The organism is Chitinophaga sp. RAB17 (assembly GCF_052114225.1).
Classification (GTDB): domain Bacteria; phylum Bacteroidota; class Bacteroidia; order Chitinophagales; family Chitinophagaceae; genus Chitinophaga.
In genome coordinates this window covers 93,258-118,180 of the sequence record NZ_JBFREI010000015.1, presented here as the reverse complement: position 1 = coordinate 118,180, position 24,923 = coordinate 93,258, and the positions used below count along the sequence as shown (strand labels likewise).

The 24,923-nt window shown below is 45.6% G+C and carries 10 protein-coding genes; all 10 read right to left on the bottom strand.

Annotated features, from left to right (window positions below):
• Window positions 1-10: 10 nt before the first annotated feature.
• Window positions 11-4,480, bottom strand: a complete 4,470-nt coding sequence (locus AB4Z08_RS32015; protein ID WP_441577858.1) for an SDR family NAD(P)-dependent oxidoreductase — start codon at window positions 4,478-4,480, stop codon at window positions 11-13.
• Between the two features lie 20 nt (window positions 4,481-4,500).
• Window positions 4,501-7,863: an amino acid adenylation domain-containing protein gene (locus AB4Z08_RS32010; RefSeq protein ID WP_441577857.1), complete on the bottom strand. Its 3,363-nt coding sequence runs from the start codon at window positions 7,861-7,863 to the stop codon at window positions 4,501-4,503.
• A 3-nt stretch (window positions 7,864-7,866) separates the two neighbouring features.
• Window positions 7,867-11,196, bottom strand: coding sequence for an amino acid adenylation domain-containing protein (locus AB4Z08_RS32005; protein ID WP_441577856.1), 3,330 nt, complete (start codon window positions 11,194-11,196; stop codon window positions 7,867-7,869).
• Window positions 11,197-11,212: 16 nt separating this feature from the next.
• Complete coding sequence (locus tag AB4Z08_RS32000; RefSeq protein WP_441577855.1) at window positions 11,213-12,928, bottom strand: B12-binding domain-containing radical SAM protein; 1,716 nt, start codon at window positions 12,926-12,928, stop codon at window positions 11,213-11,215.
• Window positions 12,929-12,973: 45 nt separating this feature from the next.
• Window positions 12,974-17,461, bottom strand: a complete 4,488-nt coding sequence (locus tag AB4Z08_RS31995) for an SDR family NAD(P)-dependent oxidoreductase (protein ID WP_441577854.1) — start codon at window positions 17,459-17,461, stop codon at window positions 12,974-12,976.
• A gap of 5 nt (window positions 17,462-17,466) precedes the next feature.
• Window positions 17,467-20,106, bottom strand: coding sequence for a non-ribosomal peptide synthetase (locus AB4Z08_RS31990; protein WP_441577853.1), 2,640 nt, complete (start codon window positions 20,104-20,106; stop codon window positions 17,467-17,469).
• 13 nt (window positions 20,107-20,119) lie between these two features.
• Entirely contained in the window at window positions 20,120-21,286 is a 1,167-nt protein-coding gene (locus AB4Z08_RS31985) for a hypothetical protein (RefSeq protein WP_441577852.1), read from the bottom strand.
• Window positions 21,287-21,310: 24 nt separating this feature from the next.
• The gene (locus tag AB4Z08_RS31980; RefSeq protein ID WP_441577851.1) at window positions 21,311-22,303 is read right to left on the bottom strand and encodes a TauD/TfdA family dioxygenase; all 993 of its coding nucleotides are present in this window, start codon (window positions 22,301-22,303) and stop codon (window positions 21,311-21,313) included.
• Window positions 22,304-22,400: 97 nt separating this feature from the next.
• The gene (locus tag AB4Z08_RS31975) at window positions 22,401-23,234 is read right to left on the bottom strand and encodes a phytanoyl-CoA dioxygenase family protein (protein WP_441577850.1); all 834 of its coding nucleotides are present in this window, start codon (window positions 23,232-23,234) and stop codon (window positions 22,401-22,403) included.
• A 41-nt stretch (window positions 23,235-23,275) separates the two neighbouring features.
• Window positions 23,276-24,922, bottom strand: coding sequence for a cyclic peptide export ABC transporter (locus AB4Z08_RS31970; RefSeq protein WP_441577849.1), 1,647 nt, complete (start codon window positions 24,920-24,922; stop codon window positions 23,276-23,278).
• Between the last annotated feature and the right edge of the window lies 1 nt (window position 24,923).

The window sequence follows — 24,923 nt, the reverse complement described above, 5'->3', positions numbered from 1 at the left end:
GTGGTTACATTTAGCCGATGACGATCTGCTGCTTTTCAGATAAATAAGCAGAGAGCATTTCGATAGTAGGATATTGATATAAATATTTCAACGGCACTGTTATGCCGAATGCCTCATTCAACTCAGACAGGAGCACCGGAGCGATAAGCGAGTTGCCTCCCAGTTCAAAGAAACTGCTGGTAGTACTGATTTTCTCCTTTTCTATACTCAACACCGCAGACCACAGCCCGGTGAGTTTTTCTTCCAGTGTTGTGGCAGGAGCGGTATATACTTCTGTGGTTATTATCTCCGGTTCTGTTGCCACCTCCTGCCGGTATACCCACTTCTTCAGTCTTTCCTGTAAGTCAGTAGCAGATACCGCAATCCTGGACATCTCTTTTAACTTCAATACAATATTCAACGCTTCCCACAATTCGCTGCTGTCGATGACATTAGTGGTTGTGCCATCAAAATTCAGACCATCGAGATCAACGCATACCCAGTTTAAAAGGCGTCCTTTTCTTCTGTAGGCGTCAATGTAGTAGTCCATGAAAATATTTGCGGGGGCATAGGCACCAAAACCAAGTCCACCTAAAACAGCCGCCAGTGAAGAGATGATGATACAGAAATCAGGGTTTCTGCTTTCCATCAATTCCCTCAGCACCTGTAAACCTGTTATCTTGGGTAAAAATTGTTCATAGAAATCATTTCTCTGCAGCTCGGTGAGCGACTGCACGGCATTGCCTCCCACCAACCCTGCGGCATGAATCACTCCATTAACAGGGCCAAACCTTTTCTCCGCCCTGGTCACCGCATTACGCATGGCGACTGCATCGGCTACATCGCAGGACAGGTATAATACTTCACCACCTTGCTGTTGCAACGCCTGTAGCTGTTTTACTTTCTTCCTGATTTCTGCGTTGAAACTATCGTCATGTAATATTCCCTCCCATAATTCAGCCGGCGGTATTTCCGTTCGGCCCAACAGGATCACTTTTGCACGCAGGTTTTTCAGCAGATATCCGGAGATGGTAACACCCAGATTCCCGAGACCGCCGGTAATCAGATAAACACCTTCTTCCCTGAATCCTCTTCCAGGCATTTCCGGTTCCGCCATCACGGGCTCATAAATCTGTTCCCATCTTTGCCCCTGCCGCAGGCTAATCACCTTACCCGTATTCCCGGTGCATACTTCCTGATAGAGTTGCTGTACATAGGCCACGTTCAACTCCTCCATGCAAATATCTATATGGCCGGTTTCGATAAACGGGAACTCCTGCGCAATGATCCGTAACAATCCCAACGACATGGATTTAACGCCGGAGGTTTTGTTACTGCCCAATACAGGATGCAGATCGCTGGTCAGCACAATAATCTTCTTCCTGTCAATGCCTCTCTGCGCATGGTATTGACGGGCTATTTCCAGCAAGCCGAAAAAGAAGATGTTGCCTGCAGGAATGGAAAATTCGTTCACCTGTTTCCTGGTGATTCCCCAGCAATAGATGATGCGATGAGGCAGCAATCCGTAGTCAGATAAACTTGAGAATAACTGTCTGTATCCTTCTTCATCATTCGGATTCAGCTCATATAAATGGGAAGATTCCTCCTGGTAGCTGTCGGCCATTCGAACGTAAACAACTTCTCCTTTATCTTCTTTTATTTTTTTGATCAACCGGTGACTAATTCCGCAGGAGTCGGCAAATATCAGCGTGCATCCACTGCTTCTGTGTGCGGTATTTACAGCAGGCAGCGGCAGCAATTTCCAGGTAGGCGTATAAAACCACCGGGAGATCTCCTGCTTCTTCTGCACATAGCTTTTTTGCATCATTCCCGACAACACCTTAAACACATCGACATTGGCCAGATGCTCCGTTTTATCAAAGGAATAGGCAGGCAATGATATTTTTCTGCAGTTGCTATCCTGGTTCAGTGCCTCCCAATTGGGCTCAATGCCATGCAGCCACGACTCTCCAACAGCCTGTAGCAGGTAGCTTACATCGTTTACAGCTTCCTGTGGTGTGCGTACCAGGTTAATGACCTTATGTCCTTTCTTCTTCCCGATATGCGACCGTACAAAAGTACTCAGCACTTTTCCGGGTCCCACTTCTATGCATATCATATTTTTTTCTTTCAGAAGGGTATCCAGGCCGCGGGAGAACTGAACCGTATTGCGCAGGTGTTTACTCCAGTACGCAGCATCTGTAATTTCCTTATCCTTTAAAACTCTCCCGGAAAGATTTGAAATAATGGGAATAGTAGTGGGCCGCAATGTGATTTTTCTTACTTCATTTTCAAATTCCTCCAGCATTTCATCCATCATGGAGGAGTGAAATGCATGAGAAGTCCGGATGTTTCTTACAGGATGTCCCTCTTCCTTCATACAGGTGGCAAACTCACTGATCGCTTGTTCCGGCCCTGATACCACGCATAATTCCGAGCTGTTCACAGCAGCGAGGGAAATGCCTTTGTGGCTTTTAAGAAATGGCTTGAGATCAGCCTCCGATAATGAAATTCCCAACATCGCCCCCCGGTCCATCTGCTGCATCAGCTGTCCTCTTCTGATGACCAGCTTCAGCGCTTCTGCCAGCGAAAAGACGCCTCCAATGCAGGCAGCCACATATTCACCCAGGCTATGACCTATCATCAGATCGGGGACAATTCCCCATGACATGATCAGTCTGGCAAGTGCGTACTCTATAACGAACAATGCTGGCTGCGTATATTGTGTATCATCTATATCACTCGTCGTGGAATCATCAGCGCATGAAAACAGGATATGATGCAAATCCCTTTCAAGCTCACTGCTGCATATTTCCAGGCAACGCACTACCTCCGCTCTGAATATGGGCTCATCTTCGTAAAGATCCCGGCACATATCCCTGTATTGGGCACCTTGTCCTGGAAACATAAATGCCACCGGAGACTTTACATCCGCAGCAGTGGTATCTGTCAGCGGTTCCGTTTTGATGCCATCCAGCAACTCCACTGCTTCCCGGATATCTTTACATACCAGCATTTTCCGGTATCTGAAAGCAGCCCTTCCCGTTTGAAGCGTATAGGCGGTATCCGTGAGCGAGGTATCTTTGCTGGCTGCCAGGAAGTGAGCCAGCTTCCTGATATTTCCTTCCAGTGCGGAAGGACTTTTTGCTGAAAACGGCAATAGGCGGAAACGGCTTTTTTCCGTTTGCGCAGACAGGGCAACAGGTGCTTCTTCTATGACCATATGGACATTGGTTCCACCAATACCAAATGAGCTTATCCCTGCCCGCAATGGCCCTGCTTCATTACTCCACTCTTTCAGCACTGTGTTTACATAAAAAGGGCCGTTATTGAAATTGATCTGTGGATTAGGTGTTTTAAAATGGAGGCTGGGAGGTAGTTGTTTATGCTGTAATGATAATACTACTTTTATCAGGCCGGCTACTCCCGCTGCCACATCAAGGTGTCCAATATTTGTTTTGACGGACCCGATTGCACAATATTTTTCATCACTTTTTCCAAATACATTATTCAGGGCTTCCACCTCCACAGGATCGCCCAATCGGGTACCGGTACCATGGGTTTCCAGGTAAGTGATGGTTTCTACCGGTACCCTGGCCATTTTGGTGGCCATTACAATTGCCCCCACCTGACCATCAATTCCGGGAGCAGTATATCCTACTTTCCCAGCGCCGTCATTATTGATACCTGTGCCTTTAATGACGGCCAGTATATTGTCTTTATCTTCCAGTGCATTTTTCAGTCTTTTCAGGACTACGATACCAACGCCTTCGCCGCCGACCGTTCCACTTGCCTCCGCATCAAAAGCGCGGCAATGTCCATCTGCAGAAAGAATCATGCCTTCGCGGTGAATATATCCCCGTTTGGAAAAATTCCTGATGGATACGCCACCCGCCAGCGCCATTGAACATTCGCCCAGCAATAAACTGTTGCAGGCCTGGTGAATGGCTACCAGCGAAGTAGAACAGGCCGTATTGAGAAAAACGGAAGGTCCACGCAGGTTGAACTGATAAGATATTTTCGAACTGGCATATTGCACATTTGTCAGGAACTCGCTGAAGTATTGGTCAGATAGAAAACGGTTGTTGGTCAGGGTGGAATAGTTTTGCCAGTTGACATCAGAAGTAGCGCCGGCAAAAAGTGCCACCCGGCCCTTGTAATTATTGATATTGTATCCGGCATCTTCTATAGCCGCCCATACGCACTGATGCAATACCCGCATCTGCGGATCCATCATGTTGGCTTCATCCGGCCGGTAATCAAAAAATGCTGCATCAAACTGCCCCTTGCTTTTCAAATATGCATTGGCCCGAACATAGTCCGGACGATCAATCAATGCCGTGTCAATTTCTTCTTCCAGAAGTTCCTCCCGGGTAAAATGACTGATGGACTCGACGCCGTTTTTCAGGTTCTCCCAGAATGTCTGTATATCTTCTGCACCGGGGAATTGGCCGGCCATACCGATTATGGCAATTTCATACCCCGTATATTTATTATCCATACCTGGCTGATTTTGGTATTTTATCTGCTTATTAAATTCAGAAAGTCCCCACGGTCTTCAAATTCCTTTTCCATCTCCGACGTTTTTTTATCACCGTTTACAATGAAGTCTGCCATTAAAGAAATATTGGACAACCGGAAGGTATTTGCCACAGAAATATTAACATTCATCGCCTCATTCACCAGTCTGTTTAACTGAATTATTTTTAATGAATGACCGCCCAGATCAAAGAAATTAGCATAGATGCTGATTTTGTCGCTGTTGATATTCAGCACCCGGGACCAGATTTCCACCAGTTTTGACTGTATGTTGGTTTCAGGTTTCGCATAGGTGTCGGTGATCTCCACATCTGGTTCAGGCAAGGCCTTTTTATCCAGCTTACCATTCGGATTCAGTGGCAGGCTCTTTAAATGCACATAATACGCAGGCACCATATGCCCGGGTAATTTGGCTGTCAGGAAGCTTCTCAGCACCGTTAATGGGATTTCCTCTTCTGCTGTATAGTAGGCCGAGAGATACTCATTACCGTATTTCTTCACTGGCAATACTACCGCATCCTTCACCATAGGATGACTTGTAAGGTTGTTGGTTATTTCAGACAGCTCAATCCGGAATCCGCGTATCTTCACCTGGTCATCATTTCTGCCGGTGAATTCGATACTGCCTTCCGGCAGCCATTTTCCAAGGTCACCTGTACGATAAATCAGCCGCTGCTCATCGAAAGGATTCTTTATAAACTTCTCTGCTGTCAACGGACCATTGTTCAGGTATCCATTTCCCACACATACCCCACCGATATAGATATCTCCTGTTACTCCCACTGGTACCGGTTTCAGATCCTGGTCCAGTATATACAGCTGTGTATTATTAAGCGCTTTCCCGATCGGGATACTTTTGGCATTTTCGAGTTCGTCGTCAGATAGTTCATGCCAGGACACCACGTCCGTGCACTCTGTGGGGCCATACGAATTAATGATGCTGGCATTATAATAAGCCGATTTACGCCAGCCGTCCAGCTCCCTGGTATGGATAGGTTCCCCGCCCAGCACAACTTTCCTGAGCGGCTGCAGATTCCGGAAGCCGGAATATTCTTCTTCTTCCAATAGCGGGTAAAATGCGCTGGGAGCAAGATTTACTATTGTTACGCTTTCCCTTTTGATTGTTTCGGCAATGGCATTATACTCCAGATGCAATTTTTCAGAAAGACATAAAGGCGCACCAACCGCCAGCGGGGAGAAAATATTCTTTTGTGCCAGGTCAAAACTTACCGGCGCAAGTAACAACATAACGTCTGCAGGCGTCATTTTCAGCATATCACGATACCATTCTATCAGATTGGTAAATGAATGATGTTTGACCATAGCTCCTTTGGGGATGCCGGTAGAACCCGAAGTATAGATGACATAGATCAGGTCGTCGGGACCTGTTATTTTCCCCGGATTAGTATCCGGCTGTCCGGCAATAAAATTTTTCTCTGCAACGATAGAAACCAGCGGTACTCCGGTATCCCGGCCATTATTTGTCTGTAAGCCTATGATGGCCTTCAATCCGCTGTTGGTCGTTAAGAGCTGTATACGTTCCTCGGGATAGTTTGGGTCGATAGGCACATAAGCCGCACCCGCTTTCAATATCGCCAGGATACTGACAATAAGACTTTCTGTCCTGGGCAGCATCACTCCTATAAGATCGTTTGGTTTTATATCGAGTTTCTCCCTCAGATAATGCGCCAGTTTATTGACGGTTGCGTTTAATGCCTGATAGGAAATCCTGGTTTCTTCACAGATAATAGCTGTATTGGCAGGTGTGCGCAATACCTGTTCTTCAAACAGGTCAATCACTGTTTTGTCTGCAGCATAACTCACTTTCGTATTGTTGAATCCATGCAACACCTGTTCCCTTTCGGCGTTGGACAGTATGTCGATATCAGCGATGTTTACAAAAGGATTAGTCAATACGGCATTGATAATACGATGAAAACAGGCCATAAATTTCTCGATGGTTCCAGCTTTGAAAACGGAGGTCGCATATTCCAGGCTCAGCTTCATTGTTTCCGTTTGTTCGATTACCGTCAAGGTAAGATCGAACTTGGCGACACCAGGTTCAAAGCTGCAGGGCTGCAGGGTAAGACCCGGCATTTCCAGGTAGGCCGGTTCAAAATTATTATAGGCAAACAATACATCGAACAGCGGATTCCGACTGGTATCTCTTTCTACTCTCAGTTGCTCCACCAGCTCTTCATAAGGATAATACTGATGCGCAAAACACTGCAGTGCACGCGCTTTCACAACAGCCAGCAGTTCCTGGAAGCGGAGCGCTCCTTTCACTTCGTTTCTCAGCACGAGCGTGTTGGCAAACATACCGAACATATTGGCGAGATCCGGATGCTGACGCCCGGCGGTAACTGATCCGATAACAATATCCTGTTGATTGGAGAGTTTACTGAGCAATACATTGAAGAGCGACAACATCACCATAAACATGGTGGCACCCTCCTGTTCTGCGATGTTTCTCAATCCCGCTGTTGTTGTTGCATCTATTTCAACTGTCACGGAGCTGCCGCTATACTCCTTAATGAGCGGCCGTGTAAAATCAGCAGGTAATTCAAGGCGACCGGGCACTTCCATGAACTCATCAACCCAGTATTGTTTATGGGCGGCCATGAATTGCTGTTGTGCCGGAGATTGTTGCCACTCCGCAAAGTCCTTGTATTGCAATGGCAATGGTGGCAACACTTCCTCATTGTAAATAGCCATGAAATCTCTTATCAGTATTCCTGCCGACACCCCATCAGATGCGATATGATGCATGTCTACCACCAGCACATGTTCGTCCGGCCTGACGTTGATCAACCCTGCCCTGAATAAGGGAGGCTTATGCAAATCAAAGGGTCTTATAAACTGATGTATTATGGTCTTCACATCGCCATTATCTGCATGAAATTCTTCCAGATCAAAATCCTGTGGAGGTAATACCTGCTGCATCGGCAGGTCGTTTACCATTTCGAAAGCAGTGCGGAATATTTCATGACGGTCCAGTAAGACAGTGAAGGCATTCTTTATCCTTGCTTTGTCCGGTTTTCCCGTCAGGGTTACTGCCTGTGGAATATTATAGGCCAGTGATGTTTTGTCAAATTCATACTGGAAGTACAGCCGCCGCTGTGCTGCTGACAGGTGGTAGTATTTTTTTTCTTCAGCCCGGGGGATCGGAATATACTTATCACCTGTAATGCCTTGCAGGAGGTGCAGCAGGGCCTCTTTATTATCTTTCAGCGCATTCAGTAAGTCATCGGTGAGGGCATTAGCCGGGTCATAGATGTCCAGTTGTTCCCCCTGGGCCACCAACGAAATTCCCAGCTCCTCCACTTTTCTGAGTAGTTCTTCCATTCGTTAAATACTTACTTTGTTATAGTTGTTGTTTGCTTTCTGTGATAATCTCGCTACAAGAATATTCGTATGTAGTTCTTTAATGGTAGGCTTCTCGAAGAAAGTGAGCAGGGGAATCCTGACATCAAATTCTTTTTCAATTCTGTGCAGTAGGTTGTAGGTACGCAGTGAATGCCCTCCCAATACAAAGAAATTTGCGTTGACATCTATTTTGCTGCTGTCAATCCGCAGGATCTCAGACCATATCAATACCAGGCGTTCTTCTGTTTCATTGGAAGCAGCAGCGCCCTGCTCTGATTCTCCGGTCTGTGGCGCCGGCAGCGCGTTTATATCTGTTTTCCCATTAGGTGTCAGTGGCAAACTTTCCAGCCTGATAATATAGGCCGGCACCATATAGTCCGGTAATCGCTGTTGCAGATACTCGCGCAGGAGCTTTTCATCAATAGTGTTAAGCGCTACATAATAGGCAACAAGATATTTTTCACCCTCCTTGTTTCTGGCTATTACCACACTTTCTTTGATGTCATCATGTCCAGTCAAATAGCTTTCGATTTCTCCTGTTTCTATCCTGTATCCGTTGATTTTCACCTGGCTATCCCTTCTCCCTACAAACTCTATATCGCCTCCCGGCAACCATTTTCCCAGATCTCCGGTTTTATACATCCGCTCTCCACGGATATGTGGATTCTCCGGGAACCGTTCTTTTGTAAGAGATATGTTGTGGAGATATCCTTCAGCAAGACCAGCGCCTGCTATAAATATTTCACCGACCACTCCTGCCGGAACAGGATGCAGGTATTTGTCCAGCAGATAAATCCTCGTATTGGCAGCCGGCTTTCCTATGGGTACTGTTCTTCCTGTATCCCGATCAATATTAAAACGGTGTATCATACAGCCGACAGTGGCTTCTGTAGGTCCATACTCATTATATATCTCTATTTCTCCGTTGAATAGCTGATGTATTTCTTTGGCCAGCTGCGTCGTCAGTTCTTCCCCTCCCACGATCAACCGTTTGATCTTACTTTTATAATCCATATTGTGGAAAAAAGAAGATTCTTTTAACAGTTTCAGATGAGAAGGAGTCAGTTTTACTATGCATGACTGGTTATCTGACAACACCTGATCAACCGGAAAATGATGGTCGCTCTCCGGATAAATATGTATGGTGCCACCGGTAATCAAGGGTACAAAAATGGAGGTGATGGTCAGGTCGAAAGCAACGGAAGTAAACAATGGGAACGACCCTTTTTCGTGTTGCAGGTATGCGCCGGCGGCCCAGCTGATATAGTTGTTCAGGGCCGCATGCTGTATGCTGACACCTTTGGGTTTACCAGTGGATCCGGAGGTGTATATAACATACGCCGGATCTGTTCCTGCAATATCTACCGCAACCGGACCTTGATGTAGCTGATCTGCTGTGCCTGTTGTCTTTTCTATATTTACAAGACGGGTACCGGCAGGCAAATCGGCATCATCACCACTCGTTATCAGCACTTTCAATCCGGCATCCTGTATGATGGCGTTGATCCTGTCTGCAGGATGATGCGGGTCCAGTGGTACATATACTGCCCCTGCCTTTAATACAGCAAGTATTGCAGGGATCATAAGATCTCCACGCTCCAGCAGGATACCGGCTAAATCACCTTTTCCAAGCTGGTATTCCTGCTGCAGCCAGACAGCTATTTTATCCATTTGGTGCTGCAGTGCTACGAAAGTAGTGGTGTTACCATTGCATACGGTTGCTATCTGATGCGGGTGTTCCAATACCTGTCTTTCAAACAGATCAACTACCGTTTCTCTTGCCTGGTAATTCAGCGGCAGGGAATTAAAATTATTTATGCCTCCATTTTTTTCATTTGTATTGCGAAGCACAATATCCGCCAGTTTTTTATCCGGAGCCTCGGTTACGGCTATTAAGACCTGTTTATAGAAATCAGTGAAACGGACAATTGTTTCCGGCTTAAACAATGCTGTAGAGAATTCAACCTCAAAGTTAACCTGGTGTTCACTTTCGACGCTTGTAAGCATCAGGTCAAACTTGGATACCTTACTGCTATAAGGATAATACGTCAGTGTAAGACCAGGGAATTCCATTTCCGGGTTTTTAAATCCATGATGAACATACATGATGTCTATCAGTGGATAGCTACCGGGATTACGGTCAATTTTCAATGCATCAATCAGTTCTTCATACTGAAAGTCCTGGTGATCGATACAGGCAAGCGTATTTGCTTTCAGCTCCGCTAAAAATTGCCTGAAGCTCAGTCCTCCTTCGGGGCGGTTACGCAGTGGCAGAATATTCACAAACATGCCCAGGATATTTTCCATATCTGAATGAGAACGTCCTGTTACGGGAGTGCCGACCACCACATCTTCCTGGCCGCTTAATTTACTTAGCAGCACATTATAAACAGCCAGCAACGTCATGAACAAGGTAGCGCTTTCCGCCCTGGTGAAAGCCCGTAGTGCCGCTGTCTGCCCGGGACTTAGCGAAAAATGTATTCTGTCACCCTGATAGTCTTTAATGGCCGGTCTGCTGAAATCAACCGGCAGATCAAATCCGTTGTTATTATCTGCAAATCTGTCCAGCCAGAATTTTCTTTGCTTTGCTTTGATGTGTTCCTGTTCACTATTATGCAGCCATTCAGCATAATCTTTATACTGTAATACCACATCCGGCAGTTGGTTGCCATGATAGAGTTGTATGAAGTCATTGAGCAGCAACACATGTGATACACCATCCGTTACGATATGGTGCATATCCACGATGAGTATGTATTCACAGTCGCTGAGCGCTATAAGTCCAACCCTCATCAGCGGGGCAACTGCGAGGTCAAAGGGTCTCACGAATTTCCGTATAATATCATCTGCTTCCGCTTCCGTCGCCTTGCAATGTTCTATTCGAAAATCCACTTCCTGCGATATCACCTGTACAGGATCACCGTTCATCAGGCGGAAGCTGGTACGCAGGCTTTCATGCCTCGCAATCAGCTTTTCGAATACGTCCTGCAGGCGTTCCACTGTTATCTCGCCTTCAATTTTATTGGTGTGCGGCAGGTTGTAAGCCAGGGAAGACTGATACAGTTCATGTAAAAAGTATTGCCTTTTCTGCGCGGGGGATGTGGCGTAGTATTCTTTAGTAGTAGCAGGATGGATACGGTTATTCTGCCTGGCATTAATATACCTGATGATCTCCTGTTTGTTTTCCTTTATCAGGTTGGCCATATCGGCCGTCATTTTCTCCTTACTGAGCATCACTTTGAGCTTATCATCTGATACCTCAAATTTTGCTCCCCTGGAAACTAATTCCTGTATGATCTCATCTGTTGTCATAGCCTGTTGTTCAGCTTTAAAAGATAAAATCTACTTCTGCAGAAAGATTATCGGATTGCGTTCCGTCTGTAACACCTGAGAAGTCGTTAATGATTATTTCCTTGTTCCGGAATTCCACCAATGCAGGCACTGCATTGGCATGCAGTCTTTTCCATCTGACGTCTGCATCATAAATTTCTTTTTCGGAATATGGATTAGGGATACCGAGTTTATAACAATGTTCAACAAATCTGTTTACCCTGCGGTAAATTTCTTCCCGAACGGGTTCACATCCCTGCATTTCCCAGGTTTGCACCTGCAGCATTTCCGTATACTCTTCAGAGAAAATAGTTTGTCTTTTATAGGCGGACATCCATTTATCGGAATTAACCTGTCCGGTCAGATAGTAACCAAAAGGATTAGGCTCGGCTTCCCAGATGAAATCTGCCATTTCTTCAATTACATCCAACGTCATCTGGAAGTCCTCTTCGGTTTCACCGGGATGCCCAACGATCCAGTAGGTGGTTGTTTTTATGCCTGCAACAGCCAACGCACGGAGCGACTCTTTGATCTGCTCCACACTGATTTTTTTGTTCATGATCTCCAGTACTCCGGGAGAGCCGCTTTCAACACCAAGACGAGCCCTATATAACCCTCCCTTGCGCCAGAGAAGGGTATTTTCAATTTTGCATACAGGAGGATCGGCTCTTAAATAACCATCAAAATAGAGGGCCGTGTTCTGCCTGATCATTTCGTGGGCCAACTGATCTATAACGGGGTTCAGGAGAGAATCACCCATCATAAAAATCTGGCTGCCATATTTTCCACTGAGCAGGGTCATATCATCCACCATCTTTTCAGCACCTTTCTTTCTGTACTTTCCCCAGTAGATCGTTTCAGAACAGAAACTGCATTGAAACGGACAGCTTCTGGCAGTCCAGTAGCCAATCTGGGGATATTTATCAATGTCCAGATCACTAAAATCAGGAACCGGTATATCTGTTACCTGCAGATTCTTGCCCGGCAAATCAGCAAGCTGGTATATTTTTTTATTGCCGTCCAGCATGCCCTGAAAATACCTGAGCACCAGCAGATCGCCTTCACCTACAAAAAATTTGTCGATATTTTTTCCTTCTTTCGCCAGCAGTCTTTCAAAATTTGGATTGTTGATCGCCAGCTCCATAGAGAAGGTGCCACCTCCCATAATAGTTTCTATTTCAGGATTTATTTTTTTGATTTCCCTGAAGCAGAACACGGAAGAAGCCAGGTTACCACTGAAAACCGAGAGGCCAATGGTTGTCGGTTGATAATCGGCAATCTGTTCCGTTATAAAATTTTTCAGCTGTACAAAACACTCGTCCAGGATTGATATCAGCTGATCAATACTGTTGTCATCAATATCACAGTAATAGTGAAGGCGGATAATCTCCTTTATCAGACTGGAATAATGCTGTCGGTCGGTATAGTTGATGTGTGCCAGCATTTGATTTCTCATCACATCCATACCGATGTTAAAGAAATTGCCCTGGTTATAGGCCGGCACCACCGATTTTATTACGGAAAAATAATCTCCGTAAATTTCCCGAAACGCAAAATCCATGTTCGCATCGTGCGTACGTACGTCAAAGCCGTTTTCCTGCAACAGGGATTTTAACAGCGAAATACCCAGTGGCGGTATGGATGGTGTCCAGAACGGCAATGACAACAAAAGTATCCTTTTGTTAGCCGTGCAGTTTTCCGGGGCTGATAACATGCTATCATTTATCATAACAATGATTTCAAGATGGTAACTGGAAAATTAAAAGATGAACTGTTCCTGGTCGTGTAATTGCTGCCTGTGCTGTTCTACCTCCTCCTGGCTCTTAAGGTCCGCTATATGCGCCGCCAGTTGTTGTATGGAGGATAACCTGAAGAAGCTGGTTATTGATAATTCTATATTGAATTCTTTTTTGATACGCGCGATCATAGTCAGGGCCTTCAGGGAGTCACCTCCTATGTCGAAGAAATCGTCTCCGGCCCCGATGTCAGATTTCCCGAAAAACATTTTCCACAAGTGCATCAGTCTGACTCCGATGTTGTCTGCAGTTGTATACGTATATTCATCACCGTTACGACCGGCGGTATCCTGTACAATACCTGCAGACGCCTCTTTTCCGGCCACCCCATTTTTCATGCTGACCCAGTTTTCGATCCTTTTACTCAGATCACTGACGGCCACCACTACCTGTGGAAGCTGCGGGTTCCTCAATGCGTGCCCGGTAGCGTTAATCAGCTCACTGGTAGTAATCGCTTTTTCAGAAGGTTCATCAAAACTCAGGGCATCAAAATCTACCGTCATCCAGCCTTTCAGCTTTCCCTTGTTACGTTGTGAACGGATATAAAGATCCATGAAAGTATTGGCTGCCGCATAGGCTGAAAAACCAAGACCACCCAATACAACAGACAGAGAAGAAACCAGCAGACAGAAATCGAGGTGCCTGTCTGCAAACACCGCCTCCAGTGCGCGTACTCCTGTAACCTTCGCCGCAAACTGTTCTTCGAAATCCGCTTTTGTCAGTTCACTTAAAGCACTGATGGATTTTCCACGGATGATGCCTGCAGCATGTACAACGCCATTCACCTGCCCCAACCTGCTTTCTGCAGCACGCACCGCAGCCGAGAGCGCAATGGTATCAGCGATATCACAATCTACGTACATAACTGCTCCGGGCTCCTGTTGTAGCGCGGCGTAGCGATCCAGCATTTTCTGCTCTCCTGCATGGCGGCTTTCTCCATCTGGCATCGGGCTACGACCCAGCAGCAGAATATTGGCATTGAACGTTTGCAGCAAATATTTTGAAATATGGAAACCAAACGCTCCCAGTCCACCTGTAACCAGATATACTCCTTCCTGCTTACATGGCCACCCGGCTTCACCGGGAGTTATCCGCATTTTGTCATACAGTTGTTCCCATTTCCTTCCTCCACGTAAACAAATTACTTTGCCGGTATCATTCATGCTGATCTCACCAAGCAGCATACCGGAATAATCATTCACTTCTTCTGTGAGACTGATATCCAGGTGGCAGGTGCGTATACCGGGATATTCCTGCCCGACTACTTTCAGTAATCCGGCCGACAGCGGTTGTATACCAGGATCTGCATCCTTTTCCAGTACATCGAATACGTTGCTTGTCAACAATACCAATTGTTTATTCAACGTGCTCCCCTCTGAGAAACATATTTTTATCAGTTCAATAAAGCCGTAGAAACATTGCGTATATTTTTCATCAGAAAAAGCATCCGATGTATTTCCGGTAATGCTCCATCCATTGATAATCCGCTCCGGCATCAGGCTATTGCCGGACAACCATTCGAATAATTCCATGAAACTTTTTGTATCCCCCGGATTGACTTCACAGGCTGCTGGCGATAGCTCCCGAAAGTGTGTTCCTCTCTTCACCAAAACAACAGGTGCTCCCTGCTCCCGAAGCTTATCCTGCAAATTGTCAACAACACCATCATCATCGGCCAGCAATAATACCGGTCCGCTGATTGTATACGCCGTGGTATTGGAAGGCTCACACAGTTTCCATACCGGTGTATAAAACCAATTGAGGAGGTCAGGATCTTTATCTGTCTTTTCTGTTACTGTTCTTTCCCGGATCATTTTATAGGCATCCACGATCACCGGGTATGCTGTTTTTTCAAACGAATAAACAGGAACCGATACTCTTCTCCGTTGTTCATCCCGGTAAAAGGCATTCCAGTCGGGATTAATACCGTGCAACCAGCACTCTCCGATACCTTTCAGCAGATGTCGCTGATTATTGCCGGTATCATGTGCGTGTTTTAACAGCGGAATAACTTTATGATTTTTGGTGCGAAATGTATTTGACCGGACAAAAGTACTCAACGTGTTTCCCGGACCGACCTCAATAAAACAACAGTTGTTGTTCTCCAGTAAAATCTCCAGCCCTTGTCTGAACATCACGGTATTACGCAGGTGGTCTACCCAGTATTTCGGATGAATCACGGTAGCCCAGTCACCGGTAAGATTTGATATAAAAGGAATCTTTCCTGCTCTTATACTCACTTTTCCTACTTCTTCTGCAAAGGCATCGAGTATTTCATCCATCATATAGGAATGAAATGCGTGCGATGTATGCAATACCCGGCTGTTGTATCCAAGGCCGTCCAGTTTTTCCCTGAAGTGAAGTATCTCCTCTTTCACCCCGGACACCACACATAAGGAAGGGCTATTGACGGCTGCAAGCGATATATGGCTATTGCCATTCATCAATGGGCGCAACTCACTTTCCGCCATAGAAATCCCCAGCATGGCGCCAGGCATTACCTGCTGCATGAGTTCTCCTCTTCTGACTACCAGCACAAGGGAATCTTCCAGGGAAAATACTCCGCTAACGCAGGCAGCTACATATTCTCCGATGCTGTGCCCTATCATGGCATCAGGATGTATTCCCCAGGCCATCAGCAACTGCGACAACGCATATTCCATAATGAACAATGCCGGTTGTGCGATGGCGGTATTATTTATTCCGGTGTCGTTTAATGAATCAGATAATAGCGCCGGCCGCAGATCTTTTCCACATTTGTCTAATACAACAGCCAGGCATTTATCTACTGCTTCTCTAAAAATGCTTTCTCCCTCATACAGGTCATCGAACATGCCGGCATACTGAGCGCCCTGACCGGGGAACATAAAAATTACTGCGGGCCTGTTTTTATTTTCAACGGAGACGGGACTGGCAGGCGGATTTTCTGCCAGCTGCACCAACGTATCTTCTTTGTCTGCACTGACTATCGTCCGTCGGTATTCAAGGGGCGTACGGCCGGTTTGCAGCGTGTAGGCGATATCCTCCAATCTGGCAGCGCTGTCTTCTTCCAAAAAATTGCTGAATCGGGTAATATTTCTTTCCAGTGCTGCACTGGTTTTTCCGGACAACACCATCAACTGAAAGGGGCGAGTACCATGCAACTTTTCTTCCACCGGCGGCTCTTCGAGAATAACGTGCGCATTGGTTCCACCAATTCCGAATGAACTAACGCCTGCTCTTAAAGGGTATTTTTCATTATGCCATTCGCTGCACTGATGATTTACATAAAATGGAGTGTCCGTGAAATTTATTCTTGGATTGGGACTCTTAAAATACAGGCTCGCAGGTATTTTCCTGTATGTCATTGCCAGCACGGTTTTTATGAATCCGGCCACGCCGGCTGCTGCATCAAGGTGACCGATATTACTTTTTACCGAACCCAGTGCGCAATATTTTTCTGCTGCGGCGCCAAAGCTTTTATTAAGTGCTTCCACTTCAATGGGGTCGCCCAGCTCCGTGCCGGTGCCGTGTGCTTCAATGTAGCTGATACTTTCAGGCGGAACGCCTGCCATATTGAGTGCTTTTACAATTGCCGCGTGTTGCCCTTCCACACTGGGGGCAGCAAATGACATTTTCCTGTTGCCGTCATTATTGACAGCATATCCACGAACAACGGCATATATATGATCCCTGTCTTTTATCGCATCGGCGAGTCTTTTCAGTACCACCACACCTCCACCTTCACCGGCAACGGTGCCTGCAGCATCTGCGTCAAAGGGTCTGCAGTGACCATCCGGAGAGTTAATCATTCCTTCCTGAAACAGGTATCCTCTTTTTGAAAAATTATTTACGGTGATTCCTCCTGCCATAGCCATACTGCATTCTCTCAGCAAAAGACTCATGCAGGCGCGCTGAATGGCCACCAACGAAGTGGAACAGGCGGTATTTACATACACGGAAGGACCCTGTAAATTGAACAGGTAAGATATTCGGGAACATAAATAAGCAGTATCACGGAGCTGTGAGGCGGTAAAATCATCAACAGCACCATCTTCATTGGCCAGAAATGTATAATTCTGCCAGTTCAGATCATTGGCGCCTCCTGCAAAAAGCCCAATCTTCTCTTTATTGCTACGTACGTTATATCCTGCGTCTTCCAGGGCATTCCAGCAGAGTTCATGAAATATCCTTATCTGTGGATTCATCAGCGTTGCTTCTTCCGGCCGGTAACCAAAAAAGTCCGCATCGAAATATCCTTTGTCGCTCATAAAAGAGCTGGCCTTTACATACCTTTTATTTTTCAGGATGTCCGCGTCTTCTCCTTCCTCCAATAAATCTTCATCACTCAAACGACTGATGGATTCCACTCCATTCACCAGGTTATTCCAGAAATGATGCAGATCGGCAGCGCCTGGAAATCGGCCCGACATACCGATTACAGCTATTTCCATCCCAGTTTGTTTACTCATTGTATTTAGATATTATTATTCAGGAAATCAATGGTTGCTCTCATTTCCTCCACTTCTCCAGCTGCTTCGCCGCTGATGTTTCCGGCGTTGTTATTTTCTCCGTTTACAAATGCGACAAAAGATTCAATGGTCGGGTAGTTCAGCATTTCGTTGACGGTTGTTTTCAGGTGAAGCTCCCTGTTGAACATACCATTCACTCTCACCAGCTTCAGTGAATTTCCTCCCAGTTCGAAGAAACTTTTATTGGTGCTGACAGAAGATGGCTTTCTCCCCAGTACCCGCGCCCATATTTCCGCCAGCTTCTCTTCCAGCCCGTTGGCAGGACCTATCACCGGAACGTCTTTTTTGAGAGGAATCTGTTGTAGTGCTTTTCTGTCTGCTTTCCCGTTTGTTGTAAGCGGCATAACGGGCAAATAAATAAAATGAGCAGGAATCATATACGTGGGAAGCAAATTCCCCAAAAAAGATTTCAACTGCGCCTCTTCTATCATATACTCCGCAACATAAAAGGCTATCAGGCATGTATCGTCTGCAATGTCGCGGGTTATTACGGTGCAGTTGCTGATCTGCTGATGGGTAGACAAACAAGATTCTATTTCACCCAGCTCTATTCTGAATCCCCGCACTTTCACCTGATGATCGGTTCTTCCGAGATAAACGATATTACCGTCAGGTAGCCATTTTGCCAGATCGCCCGTGCGGTACAAACGTTCACCATATATCCCTGAATATTCCATAAACAGCTCCTGCGTCAATCCGGCGTTATTGAGATACCCCAGCGCCAGTCCATCACCGGCTATATATAGCTCTCCCGGCACCCCCACCGGTACGATATGATTATTTTTGTCAAGTATATACAACCTTATATTATCAATTGGCTTACCGATAGGTACTGTCCTCTCCTCATTTCTGAAATTGCATTGATAATAAGACACGTCAACCGTAGCTTCTGTAGGGCCATAGAGGTTCACCAGGGCCGTACCTGCGTATGCATGAAGCGTTTTTCCAAACAACTGCACCTGTTCTGGTTTCAGGGCCTCCCCACTGGCAAATACCCGCTTTAAACTATCCAGTTTTCCGTAACTGTCTTCTGTCTGTTTCAGAAACAACGTAAGCATGGAGGGAACAAAATGGATACAGGTGACTTTATGCTGGTCAATAGCCGTGATGATGGCTTCCGGATCCTTCTCTTCACCCGGAGGCAGCAAACAGAGACTGGCCCCACAAATTGCCCACCAGCAAAGTTCCCATACAGAAACGTCAAACACGATCGGTGTTTTTTGCAGCAGTACATCTGATTCCCCGAGCGGATATTTTTTCTGCATCCAGGAGATCCTGTTAACCACGGAGTGATGTGCTATCATCACTCCTTTCGGATGACCTGTTGAACCGGAAGTATAGATCACATACGCCAGCCCCTTATCATCAACACTTACGTGATCATATTCCGCCCGCATACTACAGATGTGTTCCGTAGAATTATCAAGGCTCACTATTGGGGTACTTTCCAGGGCAGCCGTTAAAAAATGGTCGCGGGTAATGAGTGCCTTCATGCCCGAATCTGCTGCTATGGCCGCGATTCTTGCTGGCGGATAGGATGGATCGACCGGTACATAAGCAGCGCCGGCTTTTAGCACACCGAAAATAACAGGTAACAGCCACTCTTCACGTTCAAGCATGATGCCCACCAGATCACCAGCTACAATTCCCTTCTCTGTTTGCAGATATGCTGCCACCTGAGAAGAGCTACGGTCAAGCTCACGGTAGGAAATCAGTTTATTGTTTACTCTTAACGCAACATTATCAGGGGTACGGTTAACCTGCTCCTGAAAAAGATCCGTTATTGTTTTATGTCGTGGATAGCCGGCATATGTATCATTAAACGCTTTCGCAATACGCTCCCTCTCCTGCGGAGATGGCAATGGAATCGTTGTCAGATTTTTTTCTTTACCGGTGACAAGTTTGTTCAGCCAGTCAAAAAAATCCACCGCCATTTGTGCGATTTTATCGGTATCAAATTGGGCTGTATCGCAACGGATACTAAGCTCCAGCCTATCTTTCCCGCTGAATACAAAGAGGATGTCCGGATGAAAGGAATCGAATGCGCCGGAGTGCTGGACTTCCTCTACCGACAATCCAACTTTGAATAACCGGCGAAATGTTGGCTGCTCCATATGCAGCATACTTTCCACATGACGTTGCGGGTGATTGAAGTCATTTATCAGATGTTTTTTCAGGTACTTTATCTGTTCAATAAATGTACTTCCGGCCTCTTCATTCATCCTCACAGGTACAATATGATCATCTGTTCCGGAAGCCTCCTGTCTGTACACCGGATTGAAAATAATAACATCCGCAACAGCGGAACAGCGCTGGACAAAAAGACTCAGTGCAGCCAACAGCACAATATGCTGTGCCTTACCGGAAACAGCAAATTTTTTCAGCTCCTCCCACGTTTGCTGCGGCGCCTGCGTGGTGTAAACAATATAATGGCTGCATTCTTCCAGCTTCAGGATATCCAGGGAATAGTTCCCTAAATAATCACAGCATTCAAAACCTGCCAGTCTGTTGTCCCAATATTCGCGGGCAACAGCATTTTTATTTGCTTCCAGTAAATTTAAATCCAGCTTCGTTGGACCAGGCATAACAATGTAATTTTTAGCTGACCGCCGGTTGCGACGGAGAGTGGATTTTGGCGTAAACAAAATCGAGCAGCAGGCTGGCGGAGTATTCACTACAGGGTAAAGAATCATTCCGTTGTTGCTCTTCTTCTGTCAGATCCGACAGCAGCAGTAACTCCTTCCGGTTGTTCCTTTCCTTCAGCAACAAACAGTGAACCAATGGAGCATCCGCCCACCAGAAACTGGCATTTGTATTATTGGCGTATTTTCCCGTGTAGGTAATCAATACAGGCACATCTTTCCGTGCCATTCCCCTGTTCAGGTAATTATTAAACACACTGGATGCGCAATGAATCAATCCGGTGCATGGGCCAAATACCAGCTTGGTATAGGGAGAGGCAACAAGGCATATATCCTCTCTGAGGCCGCGGCCTTTTGAAACAATTAGCTTTTTCATACTTGTGGGGCCAAGCCACTCCCCATAAAATTCTTCTTTCCCAATATTATTTTCATCAAAAATCAGGATCCTGATATTATCGATTGTAAGCAACGCTGAAAGAAATTCAAAATAGGTGTTAATCTTCATCAGCTTATTCCTGTCGGAAGTGGAATCAAGCATGACCACAAGATATTCAGCCTCTTTTAAGCCCTGTGCCCTTAACCACTGATCTGCCTCCTCCCGTTCTTCCTGACTTACATACAGTTCACCCATCCGGCTATTCCTGCAATAGTCAACCAACTCTTTATAAACCGGGAACACAAATCTGCTGCGGACTTCCGGCTCCAGCATAAAATCAGACAGTGAATAAATCACCGGATGAAAGCTCTCATTCAGAATAGCCGCTCCATAACGTTCGGTTACGTACTGCAGGATAGCCACCTCGTCGTACGTCACGCAGCATATAACATCATATGCCGTAAAATCTATATCATTCCATTCTTCGCTAAAAAAAGTATGTACATGCGGGTTATTCTTCAGCAGTGCGTTATAGATTTTTGCGCTATGCTTTTTATTGAAGTTGATGGTAATCATTCCATTATTGAGAAAGGATCTGAAATACCTTATTTTATCAAAACGCACACAGGCATCGCCGATATAGTGAATCCCTTCCTCGTACAGAATAAGTACCCGATTGATCTTATCCTTCCGTATGCTGGCTGCATTTTTCCCGATACGTTCCTGGATTAAGCCGGCTGTATTCATTATAATAATATTTCATGAAGAAGTTTATCCTACCGGATTACCCATCGCTACGAGTATTTTCCGTTCTCCCCTGAAAGACATTCTTCCGTGTGCAAAAAGCATATTATCGAGCAGCAGTACATCATCTTTTTCCCAGGGAAAAATGATCTTCGTTTTATCGTAGGCGTTACTGATTTCATGGATCACMTGGTCTTCAATTTCGCTGCCATCACCATAGTAGCTGACAAATGGCAGTTCCTCATCAGGTATCACTTCACGTATATATTCATCAATAAGTGACTTGCTGTAAAAGAAAGCATGGTTAAACCATACCTTGTTTCCATTAACAGGATGCTGCTGAAATGCGGGTCTTGTCCAGGTTATCCGCAGATGATCCTCCTTCACCCATTCATGTTGCATACCCGATCCTGACAGCACTTTTTCCAGCTCCTCCCGGGAGTTTACCTGGAAGATTTCCTTCCACCCAAGTCCGGCGCCATCCATAATGTTACGTACATACTTAACACCGAGGTGGCTGAATTTTTCAATGGTGGCGGCGCTCAACAAGCTGGCTACCTTCCGGACATCTGCTATAGGCGTTTCGCCACCTGCCAACGGCGGCGTTTGTGCATAAAAACAGATTCTGTTCGGGAACACAGCAGCATAGGAAGATTCCGTATGCATCTGGATTACCTGGTCGCTGGGATGATCTGTGGAACTGTAAACATGTCCTACTATTGGATGTCGCGGCGAGGTTCTTTCCTTGTATGCTATTTCTTTATCAAAAAGTCCCGGTAAAATTTCCCGGAATCCATGTACATCTTTTACCGGAAACCCACGGAATAAAACAGCACCATATTCTGAAAGGGTGTTATCCAGGAATGTTTTGTTCTCCTTCAGCCAGTGAACAAAACTGTCAGCAGCGAGGCAATGTACGATAACAGGGTACAGGCCGGGGTCTTCCGGCTTCAACACGGCGTTTCCGTTGATCAGCTCTGCCTGTTGCAGTTCTTCCGTTTTATAATCATCAGCGTTCATCGGAAATATTGATTTACAAGTTTCTTAAAAAATAGATATCCCCTAATATGCCAGGTATGCGTATGATTTATCGGCGGGTGATGATATTTTTTATAAGCTATAGCCCGTCATAAAGCGGGAGTATTTTTTCATAATTACGGTTGGCGATAAATGCAGGTCTTGGTCTTTCTACTTCAGTCAATGTATTGCGGGTACTGTTGTAGGTTACCAGGAAAGTATGCCTGTCCCAGGGTGACAGGTTATTGGAAGAAGCATGAAATACATTTCCATGGAAGAATAACACCGAACCGGCGGGCCCCTTAGCTGATACTATTCCTTTCCGCTCCGCCCATCTCGCAATTTCGTGCTGTTTCAGGGTGTATTTGAGATCTGCCGTCAGCGCTGTCATATAAAAGGTGCTGGCCTTATAGTTCTCAAACCACTCATTGTCGTTATCGCCATTGGGAGCGCTGTTTTCCTCATCGTTTACCGTACCTGTTTTATGGGAACCGGGGATAAGCAGCATAGGTCCGTTAAATTCATTGGTATCACTGAGATAGATCATGGCTGTGAGCACATCCGGCGTTTGCATGCCATCATCATTTTTCCAGAATGTATAGTCCTGGTGCCATTCCCACCAATCGCCGATCATCGCCGACTTGGAATTAATTTTTGTCTGATGGGCATATACGTCTGATCCGATCAGCTGACTGGACGGGATCACCATCCGTTTCAGGCAGACGATCCTTTTGAAAGTTTCGTTGGTATGATCGGGTGCAAAAAAAGAACGGACAGCCCCATTTTTTTCCAATATACGCCGTGGGCTATCCTCTGCAATTACTTTTATCATCTCCCTGCGGATATGATCTACTTCTCCTGCACTAAACACGTTTTCCAGCAGCAGGTAACCGTTTTCGTGATATTGTTCTATTTGCGCAACTGTCAGATGCATAAAAAGCATTTTTATTATTGAATGATCAGATACTACGGGAGCTATATCTTTTCCGTTTTGCTATACTCAAATTCCAATATTCTGCCGTAGTCAAATTTGATTAACCGGTCCGCATATTCATAGTATTCATCATCGTGCGTAATGGCGATGATGGTTTTTCCCATTGCCCTGAGCTGATGTATCAACACTTTATAAAAGTAGGCACGGAAGCGCGGGTCCTGCTCTGCCGCCCATTCGTCCAGAATAAGGATATCTCTTTTCTCCAGCAGCGAAAAGATCAGTGCAAGGCGCTTTTGCTGGCCTTTCGAAAGACTGGCATCGATGGTGCCGTTACTTTTAAAACGAATGAGCTGTTCCATCTCAAGCATTTGGACGAACTTCCCCAGTTCAGTGTTGTTGGTACTCAGGTCAAAGTCATCATAGTTCTCGGAGAAAATATAATTGTTGGTAAATATGGCAGATATTTCCTCTGTATAGGTAGCCAGCTCCTGGCTGGTAATGATGTCATCATTATAATAAACATGTCCCCGTACCGGTGAATACAGCCCTGTAAACAATTTCACAAAAGTACTCTTGCCGCTGCCATTCCCTCCTGTCACAAATACGATCTCTCCCCTGTTAATAGTGAAGTCCACCGGCCCCCAGCTGAAAGTTTTTTCATGCTTGGCGTCAAAGTATTCATATGCAACATTATCAAATTGAATTTTCCTGAACTCCTGAGTCGTCACAGCCGTCACCGCTTCGTCAGTTGCCGCAGAGGGGTCAGGAACATCAATTTCCTTATCAAAATCTTTCAGTCTTTTTACAGCGATAAAAGAGCCGGAATAATAGGAAAAGAAGACTACCAGCCGGGCAACGGGTCCCATCAGGTAGAGCACAACAATGATAAATGAGGAAATGTCGGCGGCAGGCATTTTCCATATCATTGGTAAAACAAATAACACCATACCAAGTACTACATACCAGCTATAGATGCCGATCAGCTCATTGGTTAAATACCTGATGCCGGTTTTGATACTGAGTTGTTTACTATTGAGTCTGTTCTGGCCTATACGCTCAAACAGTTTGTTACTCCGCCGCCGGCTCATTTTAATTTCCTTAAATCCTTCGAGCAGATCATGCAGGTAACGGTAATGGATATTCTCCAGATCTCTTATTTTGTTGAGATCCTTCATGATGATTTTGTTTCTCACCACATAAATGGCTGCCAGTACAACCATCAGCACCAGTATGTTTCCACCTCCCCAGGGAGAAATGAAGAATATATATACCAGCGAACAAATGATGATAATGGCCGAATTAAAAGCCTGCATAAATGCTTCCGGTAATCCGCTCAATGTCCGGATATCTCCTACTGCAGTGTACAATTTTTCACTACCCATCTGCTCTACTTTCTGATAGGAGGCCCGGCGAAGTTTATTGATCAGCAGCATTTCAAACTCAAAGAATACATTTTGTGTCAGCCGGATGATATATCCCTGAAAAACCCTTGAAATAAAAAAAGACAGGAGCACCATTCCGGCAAACAGCATCCAGTTTCTATTGCCGGCCTGCGCCTGGCCACTGCCAATACTGTGGTCGATCAGTGCAAGTATTGCAGTGTACAACAGGCTATTGACGCCTCCCAGCAGTAACATAAAAAATATGAAACTCCGGGACCGCTTTTTTAAGATTTTTGACAGATCCATA